This window comes from Paenibacillus lacisediminis (assembly GCF_046567315.2).
The window spans coordinates 300,759-314,620 of record NZ_JBKIAX020000003.1; the positions used below are offsets into that span (position 1 = coordinate 300,759).

The 13,862-nt window shown below is 51.4% G+C and carries 12 protein-coding genes; 10 read left to right on the top strand and 2 right to left on the bottom strand.

The window, feature by feature from the left end:
• Positions 1–16: 16 nt before the first annotated feature.
• From ACLD72_RS07540 to ACLD72_RS07555, 4 genes are all read left to right on the top strand, one after another.
• Positions 17–1,195: an ABC transporter permease gene (locus tag ACLD72_RS07540; RefSeq protein WP_411002708.1), complete on the top strand. Its 1,179-nt coding sequence runs from the start codon at positions 17–19 to the stop codon at positions 1,193–1,195.
• Between the two features lie 154 nt (positions 1,196–1,349).
• Complete coding sequence (locus ACLD72_RS07545) at positions 1,350–1,448, top strand: YjcZ family sporulation protein (protein ID WP_251587504.1); 99 nt, start codon at positions 1,350–1,352, stop codon at positions 1,446–1,448.
• Positions 1,449–1,468: 20 nt separating this feature from the next.
• Positions 1,469–2,206 (top strand): class I SAM-dependent methyltransferase, encoded by a 738-nt coding sequence (locus ACLD72_RS07550; protein ID WP_411002707.1) that lies wholly within the window; start codon positions 1,469–1,471, stop codon positions 2,204–2,206.
• A gap of 162 nt (positions 2,207–2,368) precedes the next feature.
• Positions 2,369–2,710 carry a winged helix-turn-helix transcriptional regulator gene (locus ACLD72_RS07555; RefSeq protein ID WP_128633535.1) on the top strand — a complete coding sequence of 114 codons (342 nt, stop codon included), beginning with the start codon at positions 2,369–2,371 and terminating at the stop codon, positions 2,708–2,710.
• On the opposite strand, the gene ACLD72_RS07560 is transcribed toward ACLD72_RS07555, so the two are convergent.
• A complete protein-coding gene (locus tag ACLD72_RS07560) occupies positions 2,704–3,060 on the bottom strand; it encodes a DoxX family protein (RefSeq protein WP_411002706.1) in 357 nt (118 codons plus the stop codon). The two genes, ACLD72_RS07555 and ACLD72_RS07560, sit on opposite strands and share 7 nt — an antisense overlap.
• A 432-nt stretch (positions 3,061–3,492) precedes the next feature.
• On the opposite strand from ACLD72_RS07560, the gene ACLD72_RS07565 reads away from it, so the two are divergent.
• The 6 genes from ACLD72_RS07565 (at position 3,493) to ACLD72_RS07590 (ending at position 10,974) form a co-directional block, all read left to right on the top strand.
• On the top strand, positions 3,493–4,704 hold the full coding sequence (locus tag ACLD72_RS07565) for an MFS transporter (protein ID WP_411002705.1): 1,212 nt from the start codon (positions 3,493–3,495) through the stop codon (positions 4,702–4,704).
• 143 nt (positions 4,705–4,847) lie between these two features.
• Positions 4,848–6,029, top strand: coding sequence for a pyridoxal phosphate-dependent aminotransferase (locus ACLD72_RS07570; RefSeq protein WP_411002704.1), 1,182 nt, complete (start codon positions 4,848–4,850; stop codon positions 6,027–6,029).
• A gap of 146 nt (positions 6,030–6,175) precedes the next feature.
• Positions 6,176–7,186, top strand: a complete 1,011-nt coding sequence (locus ACLD72_RS07575; protein WP_411002703.1) for an FUSC family protein — start codon at positions 6,176–6,178, stop codon at positions 7,184–7,186.
• Positions 7,187–7,312: 126 nt separating this feature from the next.
• Positions 7,313–9,646, top strand: a complete 2,334-nt coding sequence (locus tag ACLD72_RS07580) for a xanthine dehydrogenase family protein molybdopterin-binding subunit (RefSeq protein ID WP_411002702.1) — start codon at positions 7,313–7,315, stop codon at positions 9,644–9,646.
• Positions 9,633–10,466 (top strand): FAD binding domain-containing protein, encoded by an 834-nt coding sequence (locus ACLD72_RS07585; RefSeq protein WP_411002701.1) that lies wholly within the window; start codon positions 9,633–9,635, stop codon positions 10,464–10,466. The genes ACLD72_RS07580 and ACLD72_RS07585 overlap by 14 nt, the downstream gene beginning before the upstream one ends.
• A gap of 1 nt (position 10,467) precedes the next feature.
• Positions 10,468–10,974 carry a (2Fe-2S)-binding protein gene (locus ACLD72_RS07590; protein ID WP_411002700.1) on the top strand — a complete coding sequence of 169 codons (507 nt, stop codon included), beginning with the start codon at positions 10,468–10,470 and terminating at the stop codon, positions 10,972–10,974.
• A gap of 72 nt (positions 10,975–11,046) precedes the next feature.
• On the opposite strand, the gene mprF is transcribed toward ACLD72_RS07590, so the two are convergent.
• Positions 11,047–13,695, bottom strand: coding sequence for a bifunctional lysylphosphatidylglycerol flippase/synthetase MprF (mprF, locus tag ACLD72_RS07595; protein ID WP_411002699.1), 2,649 nt, complete (start codon positions 13,693–13,695; stop codon positions 11,047–11,049).
• Between the last annotated feature and the right edge of the window lie 167 nt (positions 13,696–13,862).

Here is a 13,862-nt window from a genome sequence, read left to right on the forward strand (position 1 = left end):
AAAGGGAGAGTTTAGTATGAAGGCCTTTATTGAGGAATGGAAGCTGCTGATGAGCGGCAAGTCTGTCGTTGTCTTTATTGTGTTGCCGCTTATTATGGCTGCCGTATTCGGGTATGCATTCAAAAACAGCCAGATTAACGAAGCGCCGCTCGCCGTCGTCGACCTGGACCACAGCAAGTACAGCCGTGAACTGATAGGCAAGTTTGACGCCTCGCAATACATTTCTGTGGAAGGCGTGTACGATAATGTGATCGAACCCGATATGCTGTTTTATAACCAACGTTACGTTGCGGCCTTGTATCTTCCTGCCGGACTGGAGCAGAATCGCATGCGCGGCGCGTCAACGAATATCGGTTTTTTTGTCGACAACACGATTCCCGCCGCGGTGGGTTCCATCAGGAACGGCGTCAATGAAGTCATTGCAACGGAAAACGCCACCGTGTATACAGGAAGCCTAAAGGCGATGGGGCTTTCGGACAGCGCAATCGCAGGGCTCACGACCAACATGAACCTCCAGCAGCGGCTGCTCTACAACCCGACCAGCAGCATGATGATGTCGACCGTGCTGGGTTTTGTAAGTGTCATTTTAATTATGCTGCTGGGAAGCGCAACGATGTCGATCGTGCCGCGGCTGCGCGAAGCCGGCCGGCTTGGAGAAGTATTGGCAAACCCGCTGCAGCTGCTACTTCGCATCCTTCCTTATTCATTGCTGGGCTGCGTTTCGCTGTTCCTGAGTTTTGGCGTTTTAAAACAGGTTGGCGGCCTGAGGTTTGAAGCAAACCTATTTGAAATGGCGATCCCGTTTTTCATTTACACGTTGTTGCTTAGCTTTTTTGCCATGCTTATAGGCTGGACTGCGTCCAGTCCGGATAAAACGGGTGGCCGCACCATCATTTTGATCCTGCCCGCCTTTCTGTTAAGCGGCGCGATGCTTCCCATCATGATGCTGCCGGAACCTTTGCAAATCGTAACCAACTTTTTGCCATTGACCTGGCTGCTTTTATTTTTAAGAGGTATCGGCTTCCGGGGAGGAGAGCTGCCATACTTTATTCCGCAGTTGGGAGGCGCGATTTTGCTTTTGGCCGGTATGATGGCCGTTGTGTATTTGCTTGTGCTGAAAGATAGAAGAGCGGAGCTCAAGTTGTCCCGCAACGAAGTACAGGTGCCGCCGCAAACGCTGGGAACGGGAATGTAATATTCGGCAGAGAATTCGCAAGAAACACCGGATCCATCGATGTATTTGCCGGGTGTGATGAATGTAGAGCGCAATAACGGCATTTGCCCAAGCAGCCCGTGATCCATTTGAATATCGTAGACTAACTTCATAAAAAGAAGGTGGTGAAATTATCATGAGTCATTTTAGAGGCGGGGCCTTTACCTCTACCGGTGCCATCCTGGTCTTGTTCATTCTGCTGGTGATCATATTGATGTCCGGGCTGTTCATTTAATACTAAGGCGGGATTAATTCATGCAATATTTTGACATGTTGTCTCGATTGGGTGAAGGGAGTGCGCATCCCGGCGGATTTGCCGCCACCATCGAGCAGTTCAATAAGTATAAGCCGTCGGTGGACGGAACCATCCTGGAGATCGGATGCGGTACGGGAAGAACGGCGTGTTATTTAGCCGAACAAGGATATCGGGTCGTTGCTGTCGACATACATCCTGACATTTTGGCTAAAGCGAAAAAGCGAGCGTCTACAATGGGGGTGGAAGTGGATTTTCTGCTCGCCGATGCCCATGACTTGCCTTTTCCGGATGAAACCTTCCAGGCCGTTCTAGTGGAATCCGTCACCAATTTCACGCAAGCCCAGCAATCTTTATCCGAGTATTTTCGGGTGCTGAAATCCGGCGGGGTATTTTACGATCGTGAGATGTTTGTCCGGCATTCGGCGCCTGCAGAAATCGTAACGGAGTTAAAATCATTTTTCCCCATGCCTTCGATCATGAATCGGGATGAGTGGAGCGCAGCATTAACGGAACGCGGCTTCACAAATGTCGAATTCCTCGAAGTGAGCGGGTTAGGGGATGACAAACTGGGGCAACAATACGAACATCCCGATGATCATCAAATTATTGATGAAGGGTCCTTTTTGGATTTTAAACTGATGGAGTGCGCATCCCGATCCTCAAATATCATAATTGAAAATAAAGAGCACCTCGAGTACGGAATTATTAGGGCTTTTAAAGCTGAGGTGAACTCGTAACTGTATTCGCTTCGCTCTTAGTGTTATTACACAAAGCAAAACGTGTCCGCGAAAGCGGACTTTTTTATTACGTGGTTCTACTTGAATTGACATCAAGGAAGAAGCTGGACGATAATTTAGGAGTGCGCCAAATACTAATATACACCTGGGATCGGTGATAAAATGGTTTTAAATTGTAAATACGAAGCGGTGTTGGAAGTACTTTTTGGCAAGTGGAAAACCGTGATTTTATTTAATCTCTTTTCCAATGGTACGATGAGATTTAGCGAACTGCAAAAAGCCATTCCGGACATTACCAAAAAGATGCTGACGCATCATTTAAGAGAATTGGAGTATCACGATATCGTCCATCGCGAGGTCTATCAGCAAGTGCCCCCGAAAGTTGAATACTCCATTTCGGCTTACGGAAGAAGTTTGCTGCCTGTGTTGCTTGCCATGAACGAGTGGGGAATGGCTCATGGCAAGCATTTGACTGAACTATATGGGGAAGAGTCCGATCAATAGAAACGTCCGATCATGACAAATATAGCCAGCGCTAAAAAGGCAATATTGGGGATCGCGTTTTTGATCTCGTTTCTCTTGATATGAAGCGCGACGGCGAGAATCAAAATCACGGAAGCCCCTAGCGCCGCTAAAGGTGTAAGCCAAGGGAGTATTCCCGTTAATTCAGGCAAGATGAAACCTAACCCTGCCAACAGATCCATATAACCGACAAATGTCACAAACGCTTTTGATGAGTCTCTTACCCAAGGCAACATCCCGTAGGTTTTGTCATATTGAAAGACTTTCATGCCCCCGCCTGCCAAAAAAAGCAATGCCAATAAGATCTGCACAACCCACAAAGCAATATTCATGCAAGTTCACTCCTCTTTTTTTAAGAACTTAAGTTGCATCATAAAGCATTGAGCTTGTGCGAACAATTAGGCACTTTATTTAAACAAGGTATCGAAAAGTAAACCATGCGAGTTTGACAGTTGGAGACGTCAATGTTATTATGGATTACATTAAATAATAGGAGGCACGTTATCTATGCTACACTCCATGCGTATTCGATAAGCCGGCAATAAAAAAGCAGATTAGTTTCCACTACTCTGGGCTTTTTTGTGCTGCTTATTTTTGCGCGTGTAGACATAGATTGCGATTAGGATGGTTTTTTTGCCATGCCTTGAATCGCCGTGTTCTTATTCGTGATGAATGCAGACCAACTGCCCGCATGGTGGATTTGGATCTGTATTTTTTATTGCCCAAAAACAACCAGACAATAAAAAATACAGGGAGAAATGAACATGACAAAACAAAATTGGAAACGCAGTTTCTTTACAATATGGGCAGGACAGGCGGTTTCGCTAATTACCAGCGCTGTTCTGCAAATGGCGATCATTTGGTATCTAACAGATTCTACAGGGTCTGCGATGGTGCTTTCGCTTGCAACCATGGTTGGTTTTTTACCGCAAGCTGTTTTGGGAACGATGATTGGCGTATTGGTCGACCGTTGGAACCGGAAACTGGTGATGATCGGAGCGGACCTTATTATTGCGGCCGCAGGTGCAGCCTTGGCTGTAGTCGCGCTTACCATCGACTTGCCGATATGGGTCGTGATGGTCGTTTTGTTTATTCGCAGTATCGGAACGGCATTTCATACACCTGCTTTGAGTGCGGTAACCCCTTTGCTGGTGCCGGAAGATCAACTGACGAAGTGCGCAGGATACAGTCAATCGGTACAGTCGGTAAGCTATATTCTAAGCCCTGTAATAGCCGGTGTTCTATATGCGGCATGGGATCTTAACGCAATTATTGCGATTGATGTGGTAGGGGCGTTGATCGCCTGTTTAACTGTAGCGCTAGTTGCTATCCCCAAACAAAAGACGCAAGTCGATAGTGTTAATAGCAACTTTTTCGAAGAGGTAAAAGAAGGTTACCGCACATTTAAAGCATCGAAGGGATTATTTGCGCTGCTTTGGATCAGCGCGTTATATGCATTTGTGTTTATGCCAATCAGCGCCCTGTTCCCTTTAATGAGTATGAGGTATTTCGGAGGAACGGCAACCCATGCTTCTATCGTCGAAACCGTCTTTGCCGCTGGAATGTTGGCTGGCGGCTTACTGCTTGGCATTTGGGGCGGATTCAAAAACCGGGCATGGAGTATAATTTTTTCCGTCTCATTGATGGGGATTGCTCTTGCAGTTTCCGGATTATTGCCGGTAAATGGGTTCCTCTTCTTTGTTCTATGCAGTATTTTGATGGGCTTTTCAAGTCCATTCTTTAGCGGTGTGCAAGCGGCCCTCATTCAAGAGAAAATTCAGCCGGAGTTTCTTGGGCGGGCATTTGGCCTGTTGGGCAGCATAACATCTTTTGCTATGCCGCTGGGGTTAATCGCGTCCGGTATTTTTGCGGATCGAATCGGGATTCATCATTGGTTTACGTTTTCGGGAATTGGCATCATCGGCATTGCGCTTCTATGCATGTTGCTTCCGTCGATCCGGCATTTAGACAAATAAAAGGAGAAAGGAGGTCAAAATCGAGGATAAGAAAATGATTTTGAAGGGCTAGAGTCATTAAAAAAGGTTTACGCAGCAAGAGATTGCAGTTATGATGGGTGATAAAAACAAGGAATATCTTGATGCGGAGAGGAAGAAGCAGGTTGATTTCAGAAAAATACAAACGGATGCTGGGGCAAAAATCGGTCATTCGCGAAATTTCCGAGTACGGGGCCGAAAAGGCGAAGGAGATCGGCTATGATCAAGTTTTTGATTACAGCCTGGGCAACCCCAGCGTTCCGGTTCCTGACGAGTTTACGCAGCAATTAATCCGGCTGGCCACAAGCGAACACCCCGGGGCCGTTCACGGCTACAGCCCCAGCCTGGGGATTCCGGCGGTGCGCGAAACAATCGCCGCTTCGCTGCAGCGGCGGTTTGCGGTAGATTACCGCAAAGAGCATATTTTTATGACTTCGGGAGCGGCGGGTGCGCTGGCCCATGCGCTTAGAGCGGTCACCACGGACGGTGACGAAGTGTTGACATTTGCCCCTTATTTTCCCGAGTATGTGCCTTATGTCAATACGACCGGAGCCGTGCTAAAAATCGTGCCGCCCGACACCGGTGATTTTCAAATCAATTTTTCCCAGTTTGAAAACATGATTACCCCCAAACTGGCTGCGGTGTTGATCAATACGCCCAACAACCCTTCCGGCGTTGTGTACTCTGCGGAAACGATCGAAAAGCTGGGGCAAATTTTGCGCTCCAAAGAGGAGGAGTATGGGCACGATATCTTTTTGATTTCCGACGAGCCTTACCGGGAAATTGTGTTTGACGGGCAGCAGGCTCCTTACATCGCCAAATATTATGCGAACACGATTACCTGCTACTCGTTCAGCAAATCGTTATCCGTTCCCGGCGAAAGAATCGGTTATATCGCGGTGAATCCGGAGTGCAAGGAGGCGGAGACGATCGTCAATATGTGCGGCCAAATTTCACGGGGAATCGGTCACAACTGTCCTTCATCGATTATTCAGCTGGCCGTGGCGGAAGTGATCGATTTGGTCAGCGATTTGTCCGTATATGAGACGAACCGCAATATTTTGTACAATGCTTTGACGGAGTTCGGCTATACCTGCATCAAACCCGGCGGAACATTCTACATGTTTCCTAAAGCTCTGGAAGAGGATGCGGCCGCTTTTTGCAAAAGGGCCCTTAAATACAACTTGCTGCTTGTTCCCGGAGATACCTTCGGGTGTCCCGGATATTTCCGCATGGCTTATTGCATTCCCACCGAAAAAGTGCAACGTTCTTTGGCAGCTTTAAAACAGTTGGCGCAGGAATACTGATTCGACAAAACGATTGAGATCACCCGCACCTTATGATCGATGGATCAGAGTGCGGGTGATTTTTATTTTAATTACATAAAAATAATGCGGATGCTGCATTCTACATGTGACGTTTAACGAAATTTTGGCAAAACGGAGGGCGTGCTTTGACCGAACAAACCAAGGAAAAAGTGCGAAATATCGGCAAGCTTATCGTATTTATCGCCAAAATATCCGCCGCTTCCGGAATTGCGTGGGAGCTCGCCAGGCTGGCCGGGTCGAAGCACCCTTATCTGGCGCCGCTGTCGGTGATTTTATGCATACAAACCACCATTTTGCAATCCATCCGGTTTTCATTCCATCGGCTGCTCGGTACGGTTATCGGTGTGGCGTTGACTTTTTGGGCCGCCGATCATATGGCCTTAAACGGCTGGACGCTGGCATGGCTCATTGCCCTGGTTTGCGGATTCGCCTTACTGATTGACAGGAAGGAAAGCGTCCTTCATCAAGTGGCATTAAGCGTGCTGCTCGTTTTTGCGCTGCAAAAACAATCCGACCTTTACGGGCTGGACCGCATTCGCGATACGTTTATTGGCATCGCTGTCGGACTCGCCGTGCACATACTAATTTATCCGCCGAATTTTGTTAAACCGGCCGAACGGAAAGCTTATGCATTAATGAAAAGTTTATCGGAGCGGTACACCGAAGCGGCGGTCTGGATTCAAAACGGTTGTTCCGAGGAGCAAAAAAAGGCCGTACAATCAGCGCTGCAACTGTTCCGGCAGAGGCTGTTTCAAGTAGAAAAACAAATGGAGCAGGCGGCGGAAAGTATCCAATTCAATGTGATCGCGCCTGCAAGCCGCTCTAAGATACAGCAAAATCAAAACCGCATCGCACTGATAAAGCAAGGGGCAGCCTATTTGGACAATACGGTGAATGTTGTCTCCGAATGGAACTCCACGGGGACGCTGGCGGAATCCGCGCGAACACAATGGGCTAATCTGCTAAGAACGATTGGCGTGTACTGGAGCAATCCAAGTCCCAAATCGGCCGATCTCTCCGTTTCGTCCCTTGAGCTGCGCCAGATAGGGGCTACACCGGACGAGCCTCTAAGGTTTTCGTCAGCCATCTATACGGATACATCCGCGCTTCTTAAACAACTTCAGCGGATGACTTAATTCCTGGCACTCCTTATTAAGGGGTGTCTTTTTTTGCGCTTTAGGAGCATAACGCTTTGTCCTGATTCGTATAATGCAGTAATTTGTGGAAACCGTGCGGAGCTATTTCGAAAGGAGAGGACAACTTTGGAGGTCATCGGGCGAAGCGTTCCGAAAAAAGAGTCCTGGGATAAAGTAACGGGCGCCGCTTTATATACAGGGGATCAAACCGATACGCGAATGCTCCATGCCCGTATCGCGATAAGCCCGTATGCCCATGCGCGGATCGTCGAGATCAACACGGACGAAGCCCGGCAAGCACCAGGGGTTCGGGCCGTGTTGACAGGGGAATCCAGCGATGTGCTTACGGGAGAAGAAATCCGCGACAGACCTATCATCGCCAAAGACCGTGTACGATTTTACGGGGAAACCGTAGCTGTTGTGGTCGCCGATACCGAAGTACAGGCCCAGTACGCGGCCAGTTTGATCCGGGTCCGGTACGAGCCGCTGCCGGTAGTGAACTCTCCGGTGGACGCCTTACGAGGAGACGCTCCGCTCATTCATGAGAAGCTGGGGGAATATGAAGCGGCGCCAGGGGTTAGGCCCATCCCCGGAACCAATGTAGCCAGTCTGCTTAAGGTTCGCAAGGGCGACCTGAATGAAGGCTGGAAGCTGAGTGAAATCATCATTGAAAATACGGTTTCGTTCGTACCATCGGACCATGCGGCCATGGAAACGCGAAGCGCTATCGCAGAGATTAAGCCGGACGGGCATGTTCACATCGAATCGTCGACGCAGGCTCCGTTTGCGGTCAAAAAATATTTCAGCCTGTTTTTCAAGATCGATCCCGGTTGGATCGTGGTGACTACGCCATTCGTCGGAGGCGGTTACGGCGGCAAGGCAGCGATCCAGCTGGAGCTGATCGCTTATATCGCTTCGCGGGCGGTGGGCGGCCGCAAAGTAAAAATCATCAACATGCGGGAAGAAGATATGCTGACCGCGCCGGGGCATATCGGGCTTGACGCTACGGTCAGACTGGGCAGCACGATGCAAGGCAAGATCACCGCGGCGCATATCGTGTACCGGTTTGACGGCGGCGCCTACAACGATAAATCCAGCGATATTGCCCGGGCTGCTTTGGCGGACTGCTCCGGGCCGTATTCGATCGAACATTTGAATTGCGATTGCTTTACCCTGTACACGAATCATCCTTATGCCTCGGCATTTCGGGGATACGGGCATGCGGAGCTGACCTTTGCGATCGAACGGGCGATGGATGCGCTGGCGGAGAAACTCCGCATGGACCCTTGGGAGCTGCGCATGCGGAATATTGCCGTGCCCGGCGATACCGCCCCCACCAGGGATGTGCTGACCGTAAGCAATCTGGGGGATTTAAAAACCTGCATGCACCGCTTGCGTTTGCTATCCGGCTGGGACGATTGGCAGGTAAGGCAGGTGGATGCCCATAAGATCCGGGCCAAGGGAATCAGCTGCTTCTGGAAAAATTCCTCCGCGGACCCGGATGCCACCTCGGGAGCGATCATAATCTTCAATCCGGACGGCAGCGTGAATCTGGAAACCGGCGTCGTGGAGATCGGAACCGGCACGAAAACGGTTTTGGCTCAAATTCTGGCGCAGCGGTTGAAAATGAGTCCCGATAAAGTGCATGTGAAATTTAAAGTGAATACCGAAATTACCCCGGAACACTGGAAAACGGTGGCCAGCCGCGGCACTTTTCTGGCCGGCCGCGCGGTGCTCAAAGCGGCGGATGACGCGATCAGGCAGCTGTTGAAAATCGCCGCATGCGTGCTTAGAGCGGACCCGGACGATCTGGAGCTGGGGTGGGAGCATGTGTATGTCCGGGCTGACCCGAGCATTAATGTAAGAGTTAAGGATATTTGTTATGGCTACAGATATCCAAACGGAAATTCCATTGGCGGCCAAATCATAGGCCGCGGCAACTATATCCAGCGGCGTATGAACGTGATCAACCCGGAAACCGGGGAAGGTACGCCGGGGCCGGAATGGAATGTAGGAGCGCAAGCCATGGAGATTGAGCTTGATACCAGGGATTATTCCTACAGGCTGCTCAAAGCGATTTCCGTCAACGATGCGGGCAAGGTGCTGAATCTTAAAGCGGCGCTTGGCCAAGTGATGGGCGCGATATCCATGGGGCTCAGCTTTGCCAATCGCGAAACGTTTCTGTTTAGCGCCAGCGGCGCCGTCTATAATCCGACGCTTCGCGATTATCCTCTAATCCGTTATGGTGAAAATCCGGAATATGTGGTCGAATTTATCGAAAGTCCGTGCCTGGATGGGCCGTACGGCAGCCGCGCGCTGGGCGAACACGGACTGATCGGCATGCCCGCCGCATTGGCCAGCGCCTTATCGCGCGCCGCAGGAGTGCGGCTGAATCAATTGCCGCTTTTCCCGGAAACGATCTGGAGGACCAGAAGGGGGGAGCCGCATGATTCCCTATGACTTCGAATATTACCGGCCGGCCTCTGTCCATGAAGCCGCCAACCTTTTTCAGCAATTGGACGGACAGGGCAAACAGCCGCTTTATTGGTCCGGCGGCACCGAAATCATCACCTTGGGCCGGCTTAACCAAGTGATTACCGGGGCCGTAATCGATTTGAAAGCGATCCCCGAATGCCGCGAGATGTCAGCTCGGGAGGATAAGCTGATTCTCGGTTCCGCGCTAACGTTGTCCGAACTTTACGATTCCCGGGTGTTTCCTCTGCTTGGAGAAACCGGAGGCGGCGTTGCCGACCGTACCTCCCGCAATAAAATTACGTTTGGCGGCAACATTTGCGGGCAATTCCAATACCGCGAAGCGGTGCTTCCGCTGCTCTTAACCGACAGCGAAGTGCGAATCTTCGGTCCGGCAGGGGGAAGGCAAGCGCCGATTACCCAAGTGTTCGAGCAAACCCTTCAGCTTGGGAGAGGGGAGTTTCTGGTACAGACGGTTACGGAGGAAAGTTACACGAAACTGCCCTATATGACCATAAAGAAACGAAAAGTGGCCGCGATCGGCTATCCGGTCGTCACTGTAGCCGCGATTCGCGCGGGTTCCGGGATTCGTATCGCCTTCAGCGGGGTGTGCGCTTTTCCTTTCCGCTCGGCAGCGATTGAAGCCCGTTTAAACCTCCGGGACATCCCTCTGAAAGAAAGGGTCGAACAGGTCGGTTCGCTGTTTCCGGCGCCAATTCTAAATGACATTGAAGCTTCGGCGGAATATCGTGAGCTGATCCTGAAGCTTACTTTGGAAGACATATTAAGAGCGTTGGGAGCGGAATAATATGGCGGAAATGAAACGTTACGGCATGGTGCTGGATCTGGATGTAAACGGGGAGATGCGGACCGCCGCCATCCGTCCTGCAGACCTGCTGCTAGATACATTGCGGGATTCCTTCGGTTTGACCGGCTCCAAACCGGGCTGCCGGAACGGAGACTGCGGCACCTGTACGGTGCTCGTCGACGACATACCTATGAAATCATGCCTAATGCTTACCGTTGAGGCGGCGGGAAAAAAAGTAACAACCATCGAAGGCCTGCACGATACGGAGGTGCAGAGAGCATTCGTGGAAAAGTTCGCTTTCCAGTGCGGGTACTGCACCCCCGGCTTTATTATGAATATCTATGCGCTGGCGCGGATTCATCCCGATGCGGATCAAGCAACGATCACGGACTGGCTGCAATCCAACATCTGCCGGTGTACGGGTTACGAAGAGATTCATCAGGCCGTCGTTGCGGTGCTGGGGCGTCTTTCTGCATCGGAGCAAGGAGAGGGAGAACAAGTGACGTAAAAAAAGAAATGCGTCATCCCATGAGAGCAGGCTTGCCCTTCTTGGGATGACGCATTTTTTATTCAAATTGCCCTAGCGGCCTTGCTTCGGCCGCCGGGCGATCAATAGAACCAGTTCGACAAGCAGAACGGGAAGCGTTACGCGGGCGGGATAAGCCAGGTAACGCGGTTCCCAGCGCGGCGAGAATTTCTCTTTATACTGACGAAGTCCTTTAAAGCCGTACCAGTGGCCTCCATATTTATACACCCGATTGGCGAGTTTTTCCTCCCGCAGCGCGGTGCGGGCTTCGCCGACGCTGGAAAGCGGGGCCATGCCCAGATTAAAGACGGCATAACCTTGTTCCTGTGACCACTCTAGCAGACGAATGAACAGAAAGTCCATCGTTCCGTTCGGGGTATTGCGCAAATGGCGCATCAGGTCTACGGACATGGTCTGCCGCTCGTCATAACTCGGAGCCAGCGAGGCAAAAGCGATCTCCTGCCCGTCCGCCGTGGTAAGAAGCGCAATCGGGGATTCCTGCAAATACGCAGGCTCAAACCAACCGAGTGAATATCCTTTTTCCCGGCGGCCATCCAGCCATTCGTCCGAGATCCGGTGAAGCCGGTCCAGCAGCTGCGGGTCGTACGGAGGCTGAAGCACCTCAAACCGAAACCCTTCCCGTTCAAAGCGATTTTTCACATTGCGCAAGCTTGTATTGGCTTTTCCCGATAACGTAAAGTTTGGCACATCAACCAACGCTTCTTCGCCCAGTTTGAAAAAGCGGTATCCGTGTTCGTGGTAAACCGTCAGATTGACAGGGGACACCTGATAAAACACAACCTCCAGATCGTATAAATCGGCAAAGTGCTGGCATTCCTGAATCCCGTCGTAAAGCAGCGGCGCCGGGCCGATGGGATCGCCAAGCACGACAAATTTGTTGCGGATGACCGAATAGGGAAACAACACGCGTCCGCCGCAAGCCCAGAAAAAGCTTTTGTCGCCGGCAAACAGCATATGCGTCAGGAGATTGCCCGCGGTTTCGCCGAGAAAGCTGTGCAGTTTGTCCCGCTCCGCTTCGGACGCCCCATGCGCAACAAGCCTGTGCGGGCGGAGAATAAGCGCGAGCGAGAGGAGGATCCAAGTAACAGCAAGCCCGGTTATGACCGCAATGGTATGCTCGGTCGGATTCAGAATCAGATGAAGATACCGCTCGTGACCCGGCGGCAGGTGTTTAAAAATCGGTGGCTGTGTCCCCGATGCGATCAGATCATAGAAGAAAGCTACGATAATTGTGGTAATCGCCCATGTTGCCATGGTGCCCTGCCCGATCGGGGCCCCGAGCCGGTAAAACCGCTTGCGCGACACAAAAAGCAGAAAGGCGATCAAGAACAGAAAGATCGCTTCTTCATAGTCAAACGCCTTGGTGAAGGTAAATAGGATACCGGCAGCCAGCAAACCCATCGTCCATTGGTACGCCCGTTTGATCCGCCGGGAGATTCCCCAGGAAAGAACGATCAGCATCAGTCCGATGATGACGCTCAATTGATGGGATAACCGCATCAGCGGCAGGGACAGGAGTTGTTCGGCCAACTTCAGCCGATAAAGAAGTCCAGGCGTTGCCGCCGAAAGCAGCATAATCACTCCGCTGAAAAAAACCAGTTTGCCAAGCGCCCATGCTCCGATTTCGGAAAGCCAGGCATACTGGCCGGGAAATTCCCAGAACCTTTGCCAGGCGTTCAGCGATTTTTCCACCGTTTGCGTATTGCTCTCTGCCGTTTTGCGCCGGTCGTTCGCAAACTCGAATACCCCCATGACCAAGCCGATCAGCCAGGGAATGATATAGTACATCAACCGAAATAAAACGAGCACGGCGGCGGTTTTTTCGGGTGCATAGCCGAGCGCCTGAAGCCCCAGCAGCGCAATCAGGTCAAAACCGCCGATGCCGCCGGGCGCCAAGCTCACCAGACCGGACGCGGCGGCGATGGTGTAAATGCCAAGCCCAGTACGGAACGATAGGTCCGGCAGCAGGGTCGAAGCAATCATCCAAAAGGCGATGCCGGATAATACCCATTCCACCAAGGAGACAGTCACCGACGCGGCGATCGTGGAAAAGTTCATCCGCGGAAGATCACGGTTCAGCCATTTGGTATAAAAAGACGAGCGCTGAAAAAGCACGTAGCCGGGCAGGTAAAGTGCCAGCGCCCAGACGGCATACAGCGTCCAGGGATGAGATCGGGTGACGGCACCGATCGGCAACAATCCGGCCAGGTCTCCCCAGGCCAGCAAAGATATGCCCGTAATAGTGATGGTCGACAGGAAAGCGATGGACGCTGTGATGGTTGCAACGGAAATCCCGCGGCTCCGGTACAGGTACGTTCGCAAAGCCGCTCCGGCGATCCCGGCGAACCCAAAGATATTATTTGACGTATTGGCGATCCAGGCAAAGCGGAACGTTGCCAAGCGGCCGATCGGGAGCCGAAAATGGCGCCGAAGCACGAACTCGTAGCCGCTTACCGAAGCGACGGCGACAAGGGACACGGCGATGAGCAACAGAACTCGCGAAGGCTCCAGGCGGTGCAGCGCATGAAGGGTGGCGGTCCAGTTGATGCGGCGGAACTCGGCCTGGCCGGCCCAAATAATCAAGCCGATAATGATGATAGGAAGTAAGATTTGGACGATTTTTAAGCGGTACAGCGTCGTAAATAGTTTTACAGTCTTCAGTCGTTGGAACGTCTTTTGCATGATAGATAACCCTTCCTATTCTCCCATCAATTTCTGCGTATTCAAGTATACCCTTTATGAGCCTGATTAAAAAGTCCGCAAAGAGCAGGCAGATTGCTACGGGCAGGGAAGAAGTGTTAAAATCCGCTGTAAAGACAAGCAAGGCGGCTTGCGTGGCTGCAGACCGC

Excerpts from the sequence above, each read along its gene's own strand:
- ACLD72_RS07540 (WP_411002708.1), top strand. The coding sequence starts at position 17 with ATGAAGGCCTTTATTGAGGAATGGAAGCTGCTGATGAGCGGCAAGTCT.
- ACLD72_RS07545 (WP_251587504.1), top strand. The coding sequence starts at position 1,350 with ATGAGTCATTTTAGAGGCGGGGCCTTTACCTCTACCGGTGCCATCCTG.
- ACLD72_RS07550 (WP_411002707.1), top strand. The coding sequence starts at position 1,469 with ATGCAATATTTTGACATGTTGTCTCGATTGGGTGAAGGGAGTGCGCAT.
- ACLD72_RS07555 (WP_128633535.1), top strand. The coding sequence starts at position 2,369 with ATGGTTTTAAATTGTAAATACGAAGCGGTGTTGGAAGTACTTTTTGGC.
- ACLD72_RS07560 (WP_411002706.1), bottom strand. The coding sequence starts at position 3,060 with ATGAATATTGCTTTGTGGGTTGTGCAGATCTTATTGGCATTGCTTTTT.
- ACLD72_RS07565 (WP_411002705.1), top strand. The coding sequence starts at position 3,493 with ATGACAAAACAAAATTGGAAACGCAGTTTCTTTACAATATGGGCAGGA.
- ACLD72_RS07585 (WP_411002701.1), top strand. The coding sequence starts at position 9,633 with ATGATTCCCTATGACTTCGAATATTACCGGCCGGCCTCTGTCCATGAA.
- ACLD72_RS07590 (WP_411002700.1), top strand. The coding sequence starts at position 10,468 with ATGGCGGAAATGAAACGTTACGGCATGGTGCTGGATCTGGATGTAAAC.
- mprF (WP_411002699.1), bottom strand. The coding sequence starts at position 13,695 with ATGCAAAAGACGTTCCAACGACTGAAGACTGTAAAACTATTTACGACG.